The 15065-nt window shown below is 41.4% G+C and carries 16 protein-coding genes and 1 pseudogene; 10 read left to right on the forward strand and 7 right to left on the reverse strand.

Features of this window, described 5'->3' with window-relative positions; translation table 11 throughout:
- Positions 1-214 precede the first annotated feature (214 nt).
- Genes slyD through kefG form a run of 4 tightly spaced genes read right to left on the reverse strand, consistent with a single transcriptional unit; the run spans position 215 to position 3440 of the window.
- On the reverse strand, positions 215-805 hold the full coding sequence (slyD, locus tag A6E04_RS15695; RefSeq protein WP_012549137.1) for a peptidylprolyl isomerase: 591 nt from the start codon (positions 803-805) through the stop codon (positions 215-217).
- Positions 806-862: 57 nt separating this feature from the next.
- A complete protein-coding gene (locus A6E04_RS15700; protein WP_017020401.1) occupies positions 863-1057 on the reverse strand; it encodes a YheV family putative zinc ribbon protein in 195 nt (64 codons plus the stop codon).
- A 20-nt stretch (positions 1058-1077) separates the two neighbouring features.
- Entirely contained in the window at positions 1078-2868 is a 1791-nt protein-coding gene (gene kefB, locus A6E04_RS15705) for a glutathione-regulated potassium-efflux system protein KefB (protein ID WP_065611818.1), read from the reverse strand.
- Positions 2868-3440 carry a glutathione-regulated potassium-efflux system ancillary protein KefG gene (gene kefG / locus A6E04_RS15710; RefSeq protein ID WP_065611819.1) on the reverse strand — a complete coding sequence of 191 codons (573 nt, stop codon included), beginning with the start codon at positions 3438-3440 and terminating at the stop codon, positions 2868-2870. Before kefG ends, kefB begins: the two co-directional genes overlap by 1 nt.
- Positions 3441-3588: 148 nt before the next feature.
- Here kefG and A6E04_RS15715 point away from each other — a divergent pair, with 148 nt between their 5' ends.
- The 7 genes from A6E04_RS15715 to rraA all read left to right on the forward strand — a co-directional run bounded on the left by A6E04_RS15715 (position 3589) and on the right by rraA (position 9809).
- On the forward strand, positions 3589-5520 hold the full coding sequence (locus A6E04_RS15715) for an ABC transporter ATP-binding protein (RefSeq protein ID WP_065611820.1): 1932 nt from the start codon (positions 3589-3591) through the stop codon (positions 5518-5520).
- Complete coding sequence (locus A6E04_RS15720; RefSeq protein WP_065611821.1) at positions 5504-5986, forward strand: TIGR02444 family protein; 483 nt, start codon at positions 5504-5506, stop codon at positions 5984-5986. Before A6E04_RS15715 ends, A6E04_RS15720 begins: the two co-directional genes overlap by 17 nt.
- Positions 5987-6005: 19 nt before the next feature.
- Entirely contained in the window at positions 6006-6974 is a 969-nt protein-coding gene (locus A6E04_RS15725) for a hydrolase (RefSeq protein WP_065611822.1), read from the forward strand.
- A gap of 34 nt (positions 6975-7008) precedes the next feature.
- Complete coding sequence (locus A6E04_RS15730; protein ID WP_012549130.1) at positions 7009-7251, forward strand: YheU family protein; 243 nt, start codon at positions 7009-7011, stop codon at positions 7249-7251.
- 101 nt (positions 7252-7352) lie between these two features.
- Positions 7353-8222 carry a phosphoribulokinase gene (locus A6E04_RS15735; RefSeq protein WP_012549129.1) on the forward strand — a complete coding sequence of 290 codons (870 nt, stop codon included), beginning with the start codon at positions 7353-7355 and terminating at the stop codon, positions 8220-8222.
- Positions 8223-8309: 87 nt separating this feature from the next.
- A complete protein-coding gene (locus tag A6E04_RS15740) occupies positions 8310-9218 on the forward strand; it encodes a 1,4-dihydroxy-2-naphthoate polyprenyltransferase (protein WP_065611823.1) in 909 nt (302 codons plus the stop codon).
- A 93-nt stretch (positions 9219-9311) separates the two neighbouring features.
- Positions 9312-9809: a ribonuclease E activity regulator RraA gene (rraA, locus tag A6E04_RS15745; RefSeq protein WP_012549127.1), complete on the forward strand. Its 498-nt coding sequence runs from the start codon at positions 9312-9314 to the stop codon at positions 9807-9809.
- Positions 9810-10243: 434 nt separating this feature from the next.
- Here rraA and zapB read toward each other — a convergent pair whose 3' ends face one another.
- Complete coding sequence (zapB, locus tag A6E04_RS15750; RefSeq protein WP_012549125.1) at positions 10244-10486, reverse strand: cell division protein ZapB; 243 nt, start codon at positions 10484-10486, stop codon at positions 10244-10246.
- A 367-nt stretch (positions 10487-10853) separates the two neighbouring features.
- On the opposite strand from zapB, the gene glpX reads away from it, so the two are divergent.
- Both glpX and A6E04_RS15760 read left to right on the forward strand, forming a co-directional pair.
- Positions 10854-11861: a class II fructose-bisphosphatase gene (gene glpX, locus A6E04_RS15755; RefSeq protein WP_065611824.1), complete on the forward strand. Its 1008-nt coding sequence runs from the start codon at positions 10854-10856 to the stop codon at positions 11859-11861.
- Between the two features lie 584 nt (positions 11862-12445).
- Positions 12446-12787 (forward strand): DUF3135 domain-containing protein, encoded by a 342-nt coding sequence (locus A6E04_RS15760; RefSeq protein WP_065611825.1) that lies wholly within the window; start codon positions 12446-12448, stop codon positions 12785-12787.
- Positions 12788-12820: 33 nt separating this feature from the next.
- Here the strand turns inward: A6E04_RS15760 and A6E04_RS15765 are convergent, their stop codons facing one another.
- Complete coding sequence (locus tag A6E04_RS15765; RefSeq protein WP_026025268.1) at positions 12821-13168, reverse strand: 5-carboxymethyl-2-hydroxymuconate Delta-isomerase; 348 nt, start codon at positions 13166-13168, stop codon at positions 12821-12823.
- A 285-nt stretch (positions 13169-13453) separates the two neighbouring features.
- Here A6E04_RS15765 and tpiA point away from each other — a divergent pair, with 285 nt between their 5' ends.
- Positions 13454-14224: a triose-phosphate isomerase gene (tpiA, locus tag A6E04_RS15770; protein WP_012549122.1), complete on the forward strand. Its 771-nt coding sequence runs from the start codon at positions 13454-13456 to the stop codon at positions 14222-14224.
- Positions 14225-14539: 315 nt separating this feature from the next.
- Here the strand turns inward: tpiA and A6E04_RS21580 are convergent.
- Positions 14540-14891 (reverse strand): annotated as a pseudogene (locus A6E04_RS21580) (endonuclease domain-containing protein).
- Between the last annotated feature and the right edge of the window lie 174 nt (positions 14892-15065).

A 15065-nucleotide genomic window follows, 5' to 3' on the forward strand; every position in this document is an offset into this window, starting at 1 on the left:
AATGTTGATATAAGGGGGAGGAACTAGCTAGTACTCGCTAAAATCACCATGATCACCCCTAAATTCTTCAAGCGCAGCGATCTAAATCCTATGGACCCTCTTTCCTAAAATCAAAAAAAAGACCACAGGCTCAACACCTGTGGTCTTTTCAATTCTTAAGGACCAAATCTGCCCTTTAGCGTAGCGTCTTCAAGCGAAGCGCTCTGCCCCTAAATTACTTAGAGCAGTTACCGCTGCCACAACACTCATGATCTTCTTTGTGCTCATGAGAATGGCCTTCGCCACCACAACAACCGCCTTCGTGATCATGGTCGTGTCCGTGATCGTGACCACAGCCACCTTCTTGATGAACATGGCCATGAGTTGCTTCTTCTTCAGTCGCAGCACGAACCGCAATCACTTCAACTTCAAAGCCGAGTGTTTGACCAGCAAGCATGTGATTACCATCAACAACAACTTCGTCGCCATCAACTTCCGTTACTTCTACAGGAATTGGACCTTGATCGGTGTCAGCAAGAAAACGCATGCCAACTTCAATTTGCTCAACGCCTTGGAATACATCAGCAGGAACACGTTGAATCATCTCATCCATGTGCTCGCCGTACGCTTCTTCTGGAGCAACAGTGATGCTGAACTTATCGCCTGCAACTTTGCCTTCAAGTGCTTTTTCAAGACCAACAATCAGATTGTCGTGGCCGTGTAAGTAATCAAGAGGTGCTTCAGCTGTTGATTGATCAACAACAACGCCTTCTTCAGTTTTAACTTGGTAAGCAAGGCTAACTACAACATTCTTTTCAATTTTCATTTTAACTCCGGATGCACTTCGCATTAAAGGATGATATTTATTGCCACAAAGATAACGTTATTCAGGTTTAAATACACCAATAACATCATCTTGAGCGTGTTTGCTTGTTTCTATCGATTTCGGGGTTCTGCGATCCGTATGACCACACTCCACACATTCGACATGCTCAATATTACTTTCTTGCCACCAACGTAGAGTGTCTGACACTTTACATGACGGACAAACTGCACCCGCAATGAATCTTTTTTTCACGGTAAATATCCTTGTGCAAATTAATCCCAGTGAGTCTGGTTTGAACGTTCACTTTCCATTTCCAAGCCAAAAATCTCTTCTAACTCGATTCGAGCTGCTTTCGCTTTAGAAGCCAGAATTTTGTCATCTGAATGCAATGGTAACAATTCTTTTAGCATAGCAACATCTAACTTTTTAAAATGCGACTCTGCACGCTTGGCCTGATAAGGATGCATACCCAAAGATGTGAGGGTTTGTCGTCCTAAATCAAGGGCTCCATAAAAAGTTTCTCGAGAAAAGTGATCAACCCCTTCATTGAGTAACTCATACGCTTCTACTCGGCTACGAGCACGAGCCAATATTTTTAAGTGAGGGAAATGTTGTTTACATAACGCCACAATCTCCATCACCTTCTGAGGATCTGTTTTACAAATCACGATTGCTTCTGCTTTTTCGGCTCCTGCGGCTCTTAATAGTTCAACTTGAGTCGCATCACCGTAATACACTTTATAACCAAATTTTCTCAGCAAACGAATTTGACTTGGATCCCCTTCTAAAATGGTTAACTTAATTTTATTCGCAAACAACAAACGACCGACAATTTGACCAAATCGACCAAAACCGGCTATGATCACTTTTGGCTGGGTGGCGTGGGTGAAATCAGATAACGGCATCTCTTCTTCATGGTTCAATGTTCTTGCAAACCATTTATCTTGAGCGATCAATAGTAATGGCGTCGTCATCATAGACAAACTGACCACCACTAATAAAAACGCCGTCAATTCCTTACTCAATAAGCCTTCCATTTGTGCCGCGGTAAACAAGACAAACGCAAATTCCCCCCCTTGGCTTAAAATCATCGCCATTTGGCTTCGGGCTTTGGCTTGCGTTCCAAAAGTTCGAGCTAAACCGTAAAGAAGACATCCTTTTGATGCCACTAATAAGGTAACGGCAATTGCTATTTCGGCTGGGTACTGAAGTAATAAGCCTAAATTAACCGACATACCAACAGCAATAAAAAACAAACCTAACAACAATCCTTTGAATGGTTCAATCGCAACCTCTAATTCATGACGAAATTCACTCTCGGCCAATAACACACCAGCGAGAAAAGCCCCTAACGCCATGGATAACCCAAGTTCTTTCATTGCTGCCGAAACACCGATAACAAGCAATAACGCGGCTACAGTAAACAGTTCACGCGCCCCACTTTTAACAACATAACTAAATAATGGACGTAATAAGAAATGCCCTAACGTAAAAATACCAATGACACCAGCGAGTATCCATAATCCATCGAGCCAATTACCACTTGCTCCACCCGCTAATACTGGCAATACCGCTAACATAGGAATGACGGCAATATCTTGGAACAACAACACCGCAAAACCTGACTGACCACTTTCTGAATCAGATAACTTCCGCTCTTCAATGACTCGTAACGCAATGGCCGTTGAAGACAAAGCCAATCCCATACCGATAACGACACTGACTTGCCACGCCAAACCATAAAACATCATTGCAGCGGTGATCACACACGATGTCACCACCACCTGACTGCCGCCTAAACCAATAATAGGTTTTCGCATTTTCCATAATTTATTGGGGTTCAGTTCCAAGCCTATTAAAAATAAAAGAAGCACCACGCCAAATTCAGAGAAGTGCAAAATAGCATCAACATCTGAAATAAGTTGTAATCCCCACGGTCCAATAGCGATGCCCGCGAGTAAATAACCGAGTACAGCCCCTAAGCCAAATCGTTGAGCCAATGGCACCGTAACCACAGCAGCAGCTAAAAATATCGCACTGGTATGTAGCCAATCGCCTGCCATTAGAGTTCTCCCTTAGGATTTAATAACCAGTTTCTGTAATCATTAATATAAGACTGTCTTTTTTCTATCGTAATTTTACGTGCCCAATATTGCACTGACGGTGTTATCCACTCCATCTGACACAACGCCGCTGTGATCTTAAACGGAATTAAAATATCATCCATTGAATGTTGGTTATAACCCGTCTCAGAAAATGCCTCTTCAATACCACCCGCAGTAATCACACTACGCCACTGCTTACCTTTTAGCGCATTTCCCTCACCATAGGCGAATCCCTTTCCAAGTACGCAGTCCATCCATTCTTTTAGCAGAGAAGGGCAAGAATAAAGATATAACGGATGTTGAAAAACAATAATATCGTGCTGTGCGAGTAATTCATGCTCGTACACAACATCAATAAAAAATTCAGGATAAGTAGCATATAAATCATGTACGGTTACATGGGGCAACTGCTGGTAAGCCGCTAAAATGGCTTTATTTGCCATCGAATGTTCTGGATCGGGATGCGCGAGAATAACCAATATTTTTGGCAACGGAGTGGATGTTAATAGCACGTCATTAGATTGAGTCATAAATTCCTTTCAGACTTCTCTTTTTATTGTTCTAAATGAGTCATTACCTCCATCATACAGACTATTTCCATATCGACAATCTTCCCTCTTCCGCCTACTATGCTCCTCGTATTCTACATTTAGCCAATAAAGAGATGAACACCACAGCATGATTACTTTTTCAGACATTCAATTACTTCGTGGCGGGAAGCCATTATTAGAACAAGCATCAGCAACCATTCACCCTGGTGATAAAGTTGGCTTGGTCGGAAAAAACGGCTGTGGTAAATCCACTCTTTTTGCCTTAATTAAAGGCGAACTAAGTGTTGATGGCGGCTCAAATCGAGTTCCTCACCATTGGGAACTCGCGTGGGTAGCGCAAGAAACTCCGGCATTAGAGCGTAAAGCACTGGATTATGTTATTGATGGCGACCGTGAATATCGCAACTTAGAAGCTCAACTCATCGAAGCCGAAGAAGCCGATAACGGAACATTAGTTGCTGAATTACACAGTAAGATCGACATCGTTGGTGGTTATACCATTAACTCACGTGCGGCTGAATTATTAAATGGTTTAGGCTTTTCACAACAACAGATGGATTGGAATTTAACTCAATTCTCTGGTGGCTGGCGTATGCGTTTAAACTTAGCTCAAGCACTACTTTGCCGTTCGGATCTTTTGTTACTCGATGAACCAACCAACCACTTAGATTTAGATGCCGTTATGTGGCTAGAGCGTTGGTTACAAAACTACCCTGGCACCTTAATGCTCATTTCTCATGACCGTGATTTTCTGGATCCAGTAATCAATCGCATTGTTCATGTTGAGAATCAGCAACTAAACGAATATACCGGTAACTACTCATCGTTCGAGATCCAGCGTTCTGAAAAACTCGTGCTGCAACAAGCGAAATATCAGAAGCAACAAAAGAACATGTCACATATGCAGTCCTACATAGACCGTTTCCGTTATAAAGCCTCTAAAGCTCGCCAAGCGCAAAGTCGTATTAAAGCACTAGAGAAAATGGAAAAAGTATTACCTGCACAATTAGACAACCCATTTACGTTTAATTTTAGAGAACCTGATGCTTTGCCAAATCCAATTTTAATGATGGATGAAGTAAGTGCCGGTTACGAAAACAATACCATCCTAGAACAAATTCGATTGAATTTAGTTCCAGGTAGCCGCATTGGTCTATTAGGTCGAAATGGCGCTGGTAAATCGACCTTAATCAAAATATTGTCCGGTGAACTCGCACCTCAAAGCGGCATATTCACGTATTCTCAAGGCGTAAAGATTGGGTATTTTGCACAACACCAATTAGAAACGCTGCAAGTTGAAGAAACCCCACTGCAACATCTAATGCAAGTTGCCCCTAATCATACCGAGCAACAGTTACGTGATTACTTAGGCAGCTTTGGTTTCAAAGGCGAAAAAGCCTTAGATAAAGTGGGTCCGTTTTCTGGTGGAGAAAAAGCACGCTTAGTTTTAGCTCTCGTTGTATGGCAAAAACCAAACATGCTGCTACTCGATGAACCAACCAACCACCTTGATTTAGACATGCGCCAAGCCTTAACCATGGCGCTGCAAACCTTTGAAGGCGCAATGGTTATTGTTAGCCACGATAGATATCTACTGCGTGCAACAACGGATGATCTTTACCTCGTTCACGATCGTCAAGTCATGCCTTTTGATGGTGACTTAAACGATTACTACAAATGGCTAACAGAACAAAATAAATCAGAGCGCAAAGAACAACTGCAACAAGATAAACAAGACAGTCCAAGCGCCTCAACCAGCTTAAGTGCGGCTGAGAAAAAAGAACAAAAACGCAAAGAGGCTGAATTCAGAAAACAAATCGCCCCACTGCGTAAAGAAGTAACAAAGCTTGAAAAGAAAATGGACGCTCTGAATGACACCATAAGTAAAGCAGAAGAAGAATTGGGTGATGTCTCCCTGTATGAGGCAGAAAACAAAAAACGCTTAACCGAAGTATTAGCAACTCAAGCATCTGCAAAATCAGAGCTAGAAGATGTTGAGATGGAGTGGATGGATCTTCAAGAACAAATTGAAGAAAAAGAAAATGAAGCCCGCTCATAACGGAATATTGACCCCAACCCAACAGGCGCAGTTAACCACTGATGCCTTTTGGGCTTTTTCTCTATCCCACTATAAAAAAGAAGGTGTGCAGCAAGCATGCCTTACTCTTCAAGACCAATACTCTGGTAACGTAAATTTAGTACTCTTATTCATATGGCTAGATTCACTTGCCATTTCTATTTCAAAAACACAACACCATCAGCTTCAAGATGCCCTTTCTTATACAGACCCACTACTTATCTCTTATCGTTCATTAAGAAAAAACATCAAACTTACTGAGTCAAAAACGCTTTATCAACAAGCCCTTAATTTTGAATTACAGTTAGAAAAGCAACAACAACATGATCTATTACACACACTGCATCGTATTGATTTAAACCAAACTCAATCAACGCATTCAACGTTACTTTCTCTTTATTGTGTTTCGCTTAATGCCCAAAACTTACTCAATACATTACACCCTTAATGACCATAAGTGATGACCTATGATGGATCAATTTACGCCAATAACCGGGTTATCAAACGCCCATATTCAAACCTTATTACCGAGATTGCTGCGTCGTCACCCCTTATTTAAGGCGTATTGGCAACGACTCGAATTACCCGATGGCGACTTTGTTGATTTAGCCTGGAGCGAAAATCCAAACACCGCAGGTAAGAAACCTCTGTTCATTTTATTTCATGGGTTAGAAGGAAGTTTTGAAAGTCCTTATGCGAATGGATTATTATCTGCAGCCAAAGAACAAGGTTGGTTAGGGGTAATGATGCATTTTAGAGGGTGCAGTGACGTACCGAATCGCTTAGAAAAAGCCTACCATTCAGGTGAAACCGAAGACGCTCGTTTCTTCCTAGAAACCATTCATGACCGCTTTCCAAATCGAGTCAAAGTGGCTACTGGCGTTTCTCTTGGCGGCAATATGTTGGTTAACTACTTAGCAAAATATAACTCGAACACATTACTCAATGCCGCCACCATTATTTCCGCACCTTTAGATTTATCGGCGTGTTCAGAGCGAATTCAACAAGGATTCTCTCGTGTATACCAAGGGTATTTGTTACGTTCATTAAAAACCAATAGCATCAAAAAGTTAACTAGCACAAGAAAACATATCGTTGGTTTAGACAAAGACATGATTGCCGCCATTCCTGACTTACTGCAATTTGATAATTTAATCACCGCCCCCCTCAATGGCTATGCCGATGCCCAAGATTATTATCAGCAATGCAGCGGGTTACAATTTCTCAATGACATCAATATTCCAACACGGATCATTCACGCCAAAGACGATCCTTTTATGACAACCGCGGTGATCCCTACTCATCCTCTTCCTAACTGTGTACACTATCAACTCACGGAACATGGGGGCCATGTTGGCTTTATTAATGGCTCAATGACCAAACCAAACTTTTGGCTAGAAGACACCGTAAATCGATGGTTTCAAACTGTTGTGTAACGCTCTTTAATTTAGATCAGGATTAGATAGAAGTATGATCATTCCTTGGCAAGACATTGCTCCAGATACGCTAGAAAATTTAATTTCAGAATTTGTACTGCGAGAAGGTACGGATTATGGAGAAATGGAATGCAGCCATCAAGACAAGATAGAGCAGGTTAAACTACTACTCAAAAATGGTGACGCCATGGTGGTATTTTCAGAGCTTCATGAGACGGTAGATATTCAAACCAAAGCCCGTTTCAACCCAAATATGACCAATCACGACTTTGAGTAATTGCGTCACCAAATCACTCACAATTTTTAAACTATAACGTATCATTTAAATCAACCCTGTTATAACATCTTCCCAATTAAGGAAAATAGACAGGGTTTGTCATGTCCGCTAAACATCCAATTATTGCCGTGACTGGTTCATCTGGCGCCGGCACTACCACCACCTCAGAAGCTTTCCGTAAAATGTTCAACATGATGGATATAAAAGCCTCATGGCTTGAAGGTGACAGCTTTCACCGCTTTACTCGTCCAGAGATGGATGTTGAGATCCGTAAAGCAAAAGAACAAGGTAAGCACATTAGCTACTTTGGCCCTCAAGCAAACGACTTTCCTGCCCTTGAACAATTTTTCCACCAATATGGTATTGATGGTAGCGGACAATACCGTCGTTATCTTCATACCTTTGATGAAGCGGTTCCTTTTAATCAAATGCCCGGAACCTTTACCCCATGGCAAGAACTGCCAGATAACACCGATGTCCTTTTTTATGAAGGCCTTCATGGTGGCGTCGTTGATGGGGATATCAATGTATCACAGCATGTCGACCTATTGATTGGAATGGTGCCGATTGTAAACCTTGAATGGATTCAGAAATTTGTTCGAGATACCCGTGATCGTGGTCATTCTCGTGAAGCCGTGATGGATTCTATTGTTCGATCAATGGATGATTATCTAAATTACATCACACCACAGTTTTCACGTACTCATATTAACTTTCAGCGCGTACCCACGGTTGATACCTCCAACCCATTAAACGCCAAAGGCATTCCAAGTTTAGATGAAAGTTTTGTTGTTATTCGTTTTCGTGGTATCGCCAATGTCGACTTCCCCTATTTACTTGCAATGATTGATGGTTCTTTCATGTCACGTCATAACACGTTGGTTGTTCCTGGCGGTAAAATGAGTTTTGCAATGGAGCTAATCATTCGTCCTTTGCTTCAGCAACTTATTGAAACTGGTAAGATTGGTTAATCTCTTTATTAAAAGATCAGTGACAAACTTGGGTATGTGTCGAAAATAGTGAATAATAGAGAGTCTATTCACTATTTTTGCGATGCCATGAAAACTTCTCCTTTTACTATTTGGCTCAGTGCAGCCCGTCCAAAAACATTACCTTTAGCGCTTGCCTCTATCATGACCGGCTCGGCTCTGGCGTATTGGAATAACCATGCTTCTGCAACCATTACCATAATGGCCTTCGTTACCGCCACTTTACTGCAAATTTTATCCAACCTCGCCAATGATTATGGTGATGCAGTAAAAGGCACAGATAATGATGAACGCCTTGGGCCACAACGTGCCATGCAATCCGGCCTTGTCACTCAAGCTACGATGAAGAAAGCCATTGGTATTAATATTGTCTTAACCATTATCAGCGGTTTAATCTTGGTTTTTAGCTCTCTTCATCAAACCATGGACATTATCGGATTCATTATTCTTGGTCTTTTAGCGATGGGCGCGGCTATCGCATACACCATGGGTGATAAACCTTATGGGTATCGTGGACTTGGTGATATCTCAGTATTTATCTTTTTTGGTCTACTGGGGGTTGCAGGAACTTACTACTTACAAACAGGCCATTTGTCCTCCTCTTTGCTTCTTCCTGCTATTGCTTGTGGCCTTTTGGCTGTTGCCGTCTTAAATATTAATAATCTGCGTGATATTGATAATGACGCCGCCTGTGGAAAAATGACACTGGCGGTACGCATGGGGCCAAATTGGGGTCGTAAGTATCACGCCATCATCATCGCGATCAGCTTTACGTGTCTCGCCCTATTTAGCGCAACGCAAATCCACTCTTTAGCTGGTTGGTTATTTTTAATTCCGGCACCTTTTGTACTAAATCATGTTATTTCAGTGATGCGAGCACCCGATGGCGAAGCCATTAGACCAATGATGGGAACGGTCGTGCAATGTGCTTTATTCACAAATATCTTCTTCTCACTTGGTTTGTATTTATCTATATAACCTTGAGACTTGTCATAGTAATGACCTAGAAAGTACGTATATTAAAATCTTCACACGTTTAACTGCCACCACAACCAGAAGGTAAGCCTCACGATGGAATATAATACTTCAGCACTTTGTGACATTTATTTAGACCAAGTTGATGTTGTTGAACCAATGTTTAGCCACTTTGGTGCAAAGAGTTCATTCTCAGGACAAATCACGACAATCAAGTGTTTTGAAGATAATGGACTTATTAGCCAACTACTGGATGAAAAAGGTGAAGGTCGTATATTATTAATTGATGGCGGTGGCTCATTACGTCGTGCATTGATTGACGCTGATCTTGCAGCAAAAGCGGCACACAATGGGTGGGAAGGATTGATCGTTTATGGCTGTGTACGTGAAGTCGATTATCTAGAAGAAATAGAATTAGGCATTCAAGCGCTTGCTTCTATTCCTGTGGGTGCAGCAAAGAAAAATGTCGGTGAAATAGATGTTGCCGTCAATTTTGGTAGCGTTACCTTTCTACCTGAAGACTACCTTTATGCCGACTCAACAGGGATCATTATCTCGCAAGAACCATTAGAAGAAATGGGCGAGGAAGAATAGAGCAGAATTCAGAGGTGATCGTTGTAGTTACAGCGACAAAGAATGGTTCTCCCCCTTTATCGCCATTGCAATGAGATCTGCATAGTCAATCCAAGGGGGAGTTAGAGGGGGGTTGGTTATGCCATGTTCATGTTATGCGGATAAACTCAACTTCATCATTGACAACCCCTCCCAACCTCCCCTTATATTGATACTCACAACCAAGTAACAACTGTGATAAAGGGGAGGAGCTAAAAGCCAAAGCACTACCTCATATCTTCCTGAAACCTGAGACCTGAACCCTCGCTTTTTGCTTTTATAGTCTCTAGTTAGCGAAGCGTATAGTTTCTAGCATCAAAAAAAACCGCAGGTGCTTTCACACCTACGGTTTCAAATAATTCACAGAACTCAGCTCTTCCTCACTCCTCGAGCGAAGCGTCCTCGTCCCTGCTCTATTACTCTACTTCTTCCATCTTACCTAATAAACCACGGATGCGAGCTTCAAAACTAGCTTGTTCATCACGTGCTTTCTGAGCTTCTTGCTCAACTTCAGAACGACCGTTATTTGCTTGCTCAAGATTTTGAGTTAGCTCTGCGTTCGTTTCTTTTAATTCTTCAACTTCCATTTGTAGCAGTGCGATTGTATCTACTGCCATCTGAACTTTAGCTTCTAGTTGTTCTAATATTTCTAAAGACATTCCTGCCACCTTAACTGTAATTCTAATTGAAATGCAGGGGCATTATTGATTCCCTGCGAAACTTGTTTTCTATTCTACTCAGCAATTGCAATTCTGCCATAGTGTTATTCATTAAATTGCATTATATGAACAAAAAAAAGACAGTTTTAACCAACATCTGACCTTATTTCTTAAGATTAAAACGAACCTCATACTAAAACTAGAAATTTAGCCTGATTATTTGAGTTCAACCACATGATTTTTAGTCCCATTATCTTCTTTAAATTTCATCAAAAATAACTCTTTCACCTAAAAAGCAAACGTTTCCTTTTTTGTTGTGATAAAATCTTCGCGATTTTTATCCATTCATCGATTATTCGGAGCAAATATGAAACGCGATCTAGCAATGGCTTTTTCTCGAGTTACTGAAGGTGCCGCACTGGCTGGTTACAAATGGCTTGGCCGTGGTGATAAAAACGCTGCCGATGGCGCTGCTGTTGAAGTAATGCGTACTCTTCTGAACAAAACTGACATCAGTGGTGAGATTGTTATTGGTGAAGGTGAGATCGATGATGCACCGATGCTATATATCGGCGAGACCGTCGGTACCGGTGGTGATGCCGTAGATATCGCAGTTGACCCAATTGAAGGGACTCGCATGACAGCAATGGGGCAATCCAATGCACTTGCTGTACTTGCTGCTGGCGAAAAAGGCAGTTTCTTAAAAGCGCCTGATATGTATATGGAAAAATTAGTTGTTGGTCCTGGTGCTAAAGGTGCAATCGACCTTAACCTTTCTCTCGAAGAAAACTTAGAGAATGTCGCTAAAGCATTAGGCAAAACACTGGAGACACTAGTTGTAACCACACTTGCTAAACCTCGTCATGATGTCATGATCGCGAAAATGCAAAAAATGGGCGTTCGTGTATTTGCTGTGCCTGATGGCGATGTTGCGGCTTCAATCCTAACGTGTATGCCAGACAGTGAAGTTGACGTAATGTACTGTATCGGCGGAGCACCTGAAGGGGTAATTTCTGCTGCCGCTATCCGCGCATTAGATGGCGACATGCAAGCTCGTCTTCTTCCTCGTCACGAAGTGAAAGGCGATACAGAAGAAAACCGAGCTTATGGTGAAGAAGAACTCAAGCGCTGTAAAGAAATGGGCGTAGAAGCGAACGTTATCTTAAAAATGACAGACATGGCTCGTAGCGATGATGTTGTATTTGCTGCAACTGGGATCACGAAAGGTGATTTGCTAGAAGGCATTACTCGCCAAGGTAATATTGCGACAACTGAGACGCTGCTTATCCGTGGTCGTTGTCGTACCATTCGTCGCATTAAGTCGATTCATTACCTAGAGCGTAAAGACAAAGAAGTTAGAGATTTTATTCTTTAATTAAAAGCGGGAAGATCGGTCCTATGGGCCTAGTTCCTGTGACGTAAATTTGAACCGTGGATGTGAGAGCATCTGCGGTTTTTTATTTTAAGAGAATTCAAGTTTCAGATCGGTCGCAAGCTCCCTTGCTGGATTCAGGGGGATCGTTGTGGTTACAGCGACAAAGAATGGTTCTCCCCCTTCATTACTTTAGTTATGAGATCGATATGGTCAATACGAGGGGGTTGTTAATGGCATATTTGCATTATTCTGATGAACTAAACTTCATTATTTACAACCCCTCCTAACCTCCCCTTATATCAACATCATTAATCCCAATAAACCATCACTCAAAGGGAGGAATAGTATTGTGATCGCTGTAATACCGTGTTCACCTCTGAAATCTGTAAGCGAAACGTTCTGAACTCCTCCTTCGCATCTCGTAGAACAAAGTCCGCTCTCGTCTCTCGGAACGAAGCGCCCAGAATCCTGACCTTTCATCTCAAAAAAGACACATGCCTTAAATATCCCTCATCCCACTTTTCCAAATATCAAAAAGCCGACTAAGCTGAATGTATTGTTATAAAAAGACAAGGAGTCCGCCAATGCCTAATTCTTATCATCAAACCGTCTTACCTTCATTTGACGAACTTAAAGCATTAGCAGAAAAGGATCCGGAACAATTAGAGGCATTACGCCACCAATTAAGTATGGAGTTTATTGAAAGCCTTCCAGAAGAGCATCAAGGACCATTACTTGCTCAACAAAGTCATATAGAACGTGTCATAAAAAGAGGCAATAACCCTAACCATATCAATATATTATTAGGACACGAACTCGGTAAGCAATTTGTTCGTTTTGCCAATTGCCTAAATAAACCCATGGATGAGCATCAAGCCGCCGATATTATTCAATTTCCTAATGCTCAATGTAAAATCAAACATTAAAAAATACGCAGGGGCTTTGTCTCGCAGCCGTACTTATTGACCCACTTTTTGAAAGCTTTCTTTTTCCATATCACGCACATTAATCGTGAGGCTATCAATATGGCTCGCCTGTTCTGCTAGTACATCCATTAATGCTCGACTGAGTTCTCTTTTTTGCTCAGTGGTTCTGCCTGACAGTAACTCGATGGTAATGTGAATAAAGTCCACACTGTTTCCTTTATCGCCAACTAACCATGAATGCACTCGAATCGCCCTTGATTTAACATCATCAACAGAAAACAGTTCCGAATCTATCGCCACTTGATGTAAGTCTTCTAACAAGCCCTGCATATTTAATCGCTCGTCTGCTGAATTTGAATATTCCATAACTAAGTGCGGCATCATTACTTCCTTGTTTGTGTAGCAGAATAAAAGTGATTACTTTTCCATCATTCAGTGAAAGAGATTAAGTTACAATCCCCTCAATAAAAAAGTGCCTAAGTTATCACACTTCATTCCACGTAAATTAATCTCAACATATTTCGCTTTTCAGTTCATAATCTTTCGCACTTCGAAATAAAAGCATTAAAATTATGCATAAAAATGATTTTAGACACTAAATCTGTCGTAAAATCTGTTATATTTTTACGCAAGTTTTTTACATTAATTTGAATTGGAGAGAATCCTATGCGTCATCCTGTAGTTATGGGTAACTGGAAATTAAACGGCAGCAAAGAAATGGTTGTTGATCTACTAAACGGTCTTAACGCTGAACTTGAAGGCGTTACAGGCGTAGACGTTGCAGTTGCTCCACCAGCACTATTTATTGACCTTGCTGAGCGTACGCTTACTGAAGCGGGCAGCGCGATCATCTTAGGTGCTCAAAACTCTGACCTAAACAACAGCGGTGCATTCACTGGCGACATGTCTCCAGCTATGCTGAAAGAATTTGGTGCTACTCACATCATCATCGGTCACTCTGAGCGTCGTGAATACCACAACGAATCAGACGAGTTTGTTGCTAAGAAATTCGCTTTCCTAAAAGAAAACGGCCTAACGCCTGTTCTTTGTATCGGTGAATCTGATGCACAAAACGAAGCTGGCGAAACAATGGCTGTTTGTGCACGTCAACTTGACGCTGTTATCAACACTCAAGGCGTTGAAGCTCTTGAAGGCGCTATCATCGCTTATGAACCAATCTGGGCTATCGGTACTGGTAAAGCGGCTACAGCTGAAGATGCACAACGCATTCACGCCCAAATCCGTGCTCACATTGCTGAGAAATCAGAAGAAGTTGCTAAGAACGTTGTTATCCAATACGGCGGTTCTGTTAAGCCTGAAAACGCTGAAGCTTACTTCGCACAACCAGACATCGATGGTGCTCTAGTTGGCGGCGCAGCACTTGACGCGAAAAGCTTTGCAGCTATCGCTAAAGCAGCAGCTAAAGCAAAAGCTTAATTAAGATTCGAGAACCGAGGACGCTTCGCTCTAGGGGCGAGGAAGAACTTGGCTCTGTGAACAATTTGAAACCGTAGATGTGAAAGCATCTGCGGTTTTTTTTGTTTTTAATAGCAGGGTTGAGGGTGATTGCTGGAAACTATACGCTGCGCTGACTAGAACGCTTCGCTCTAGACACTGTAAGAACAAAAAGCGAGGTTTCAGGCAGAATTATAATCGCAAAAATTACAGCGACAAAGAACGGTTCTCCCCCTTAATTTCTAGGGTTATGAGATCGACATAATCAATACAAGGGGGAGTTAGAGGGGGTTGTAACTAAATATACTTTTTTATACAAAGAAGCACATTATCACAGTTATCTAAAACATCTTGATTCGTAAATCTAACGACTCTTATTCCTAAACTTTCCATAAACAAATTTCTAATTTCATCATGCTGTTGAGCTTCTAATAGAAAAATGGCTATCTCCATCAATTTCAATAACTAACTTTCTTTCACTGCAAAAGAAATCAACAACATAACTTTCAATCCCATGCTGTCTTCTAAACTTAACTCCTAATTGTTTTTTTCTTAAGTGATACCACAACTTTTTTTCTGAATTTGGCATATCATTTCGTAACTTTTGTCTTAATGTTCTTTGTTTATTCTGATTAAAAATATTTGGCATATTGATTACTTATCGAAAAATTAATCTCAATAAACAATAGGGAACAAGGGGTGGATATGGTGAAAAAATCAGAGTAATTGCGATCACATTCAACATTATTTACTCACAACCCCTCCTAACCTCCCCTTATATCAACATCATCAATCTCAATAAATAATCACTCAAGGGGAGGAA

The sequence above is a fragment of the Aliivibrio logei genome (assembly GCF_001691055.1).
GTDB lineage: Bacteria > Pseudomonadota > Gammaproteobacteria > Enterobacterales > Vibrionaceae > Aliivibrio > Aliivibrio salmonicida.

Coding starts and splice junctions, on each gene's coding strand:
- A6E04_RS15725 (WP_065611822.1), top strand. CDS start 6,006: ATGATGGATCAATTTACGCCAATAACCGGGTTATCAAACGCCCATATT.
- A6E04_RS15735 (WP_012549129.1), top strand. CDS start 7,353: ATGTCCGCTAAACATCCAATTATTGCCGTGACTGGTTCATCTGGCGCC.
- zapB (WP_012549125.1), bottom strand. CDS start 10,486: ATGTCTTTAGAAATATTAGAACAACTAGAAGCTAAAGTTCAGATGGCA.
- rraA (WP_012549127.1), top strand. CDS start 9,312: ATGGAATATAATACTTCAGCACTTTGTGACATTTATTTAGACCAAGTT.
- kefB (WP_065611818.1), bottom strand. CDS start 2,868: ATGGCAGGCGATTGGCTACATACCAGTGCGATATTTTTAGCTGCTGCT.
- A6E04_RS15730 (WP_012549130.1), top strand. CDS start 7,009: ATGATCATTCCTTGGCAAGACATTGCTCCAGATACGCTAGAAAATTTA.
- kefG (WP_065611819.1), bottom strand. CDS start 3,440: ATGACTCAATCTAATGACGTGCTATTAACATCCACTCCGTTGCCAAAA.
- glpX (WP_065611824.1), top strand. CDS start 10,854: ATGAAACGCGATCTAGCAATGGCTTTTTCTCGAGTTACTGAAGGTGCC.
- slyD (WP_012549137.1), bottom strand. CDS start 805: ATGAAAATTGAAAAGAATGTTGTAGTTAGCCTTGCTTACCAAGTTAAA.
- A6E04_RS15715 (WP_065611820.1), top strand. CDS start 3,589: ATGATTACTTTTTCAGACATTCAATTACTTCGTGGCGGGAAGCCATTA.
- A6E04_RS15740 (WP_065611823.1), top strand. CDS start 8,310: ATGAAAACTTCTCCTTTTACTATTTGGCTCAGTGCAGCCCGTCCAAAA.
- A6E04_RS15765 (WP_026025268.1), bottom strand. CDS start 13,168: ATGCCGCACTTAGTTATGGAATATTCAAATTCAGCAGACGAGCGATTA.
- tpiA (WP_012549122.1), top strand. CDS start 13,454: ATGCGTCATCCTGTAGTTATGGGTAACTGGAAATTAAACGGCAGCAAA.
- A6E04_RS15760 (WP_065611825.1), top strand. CDS start 12,446: ATGCCTAATTCTTATCATCAAACCGTCTTACCTTCATTTGACGAACTT.
- A6E04_RS15720 (WP_065611821.1), top strand. CDS start 5,504: ATGAAGCCCGCTCATAACGGAATATTGACCCCAACCCAACAGGCGCAG.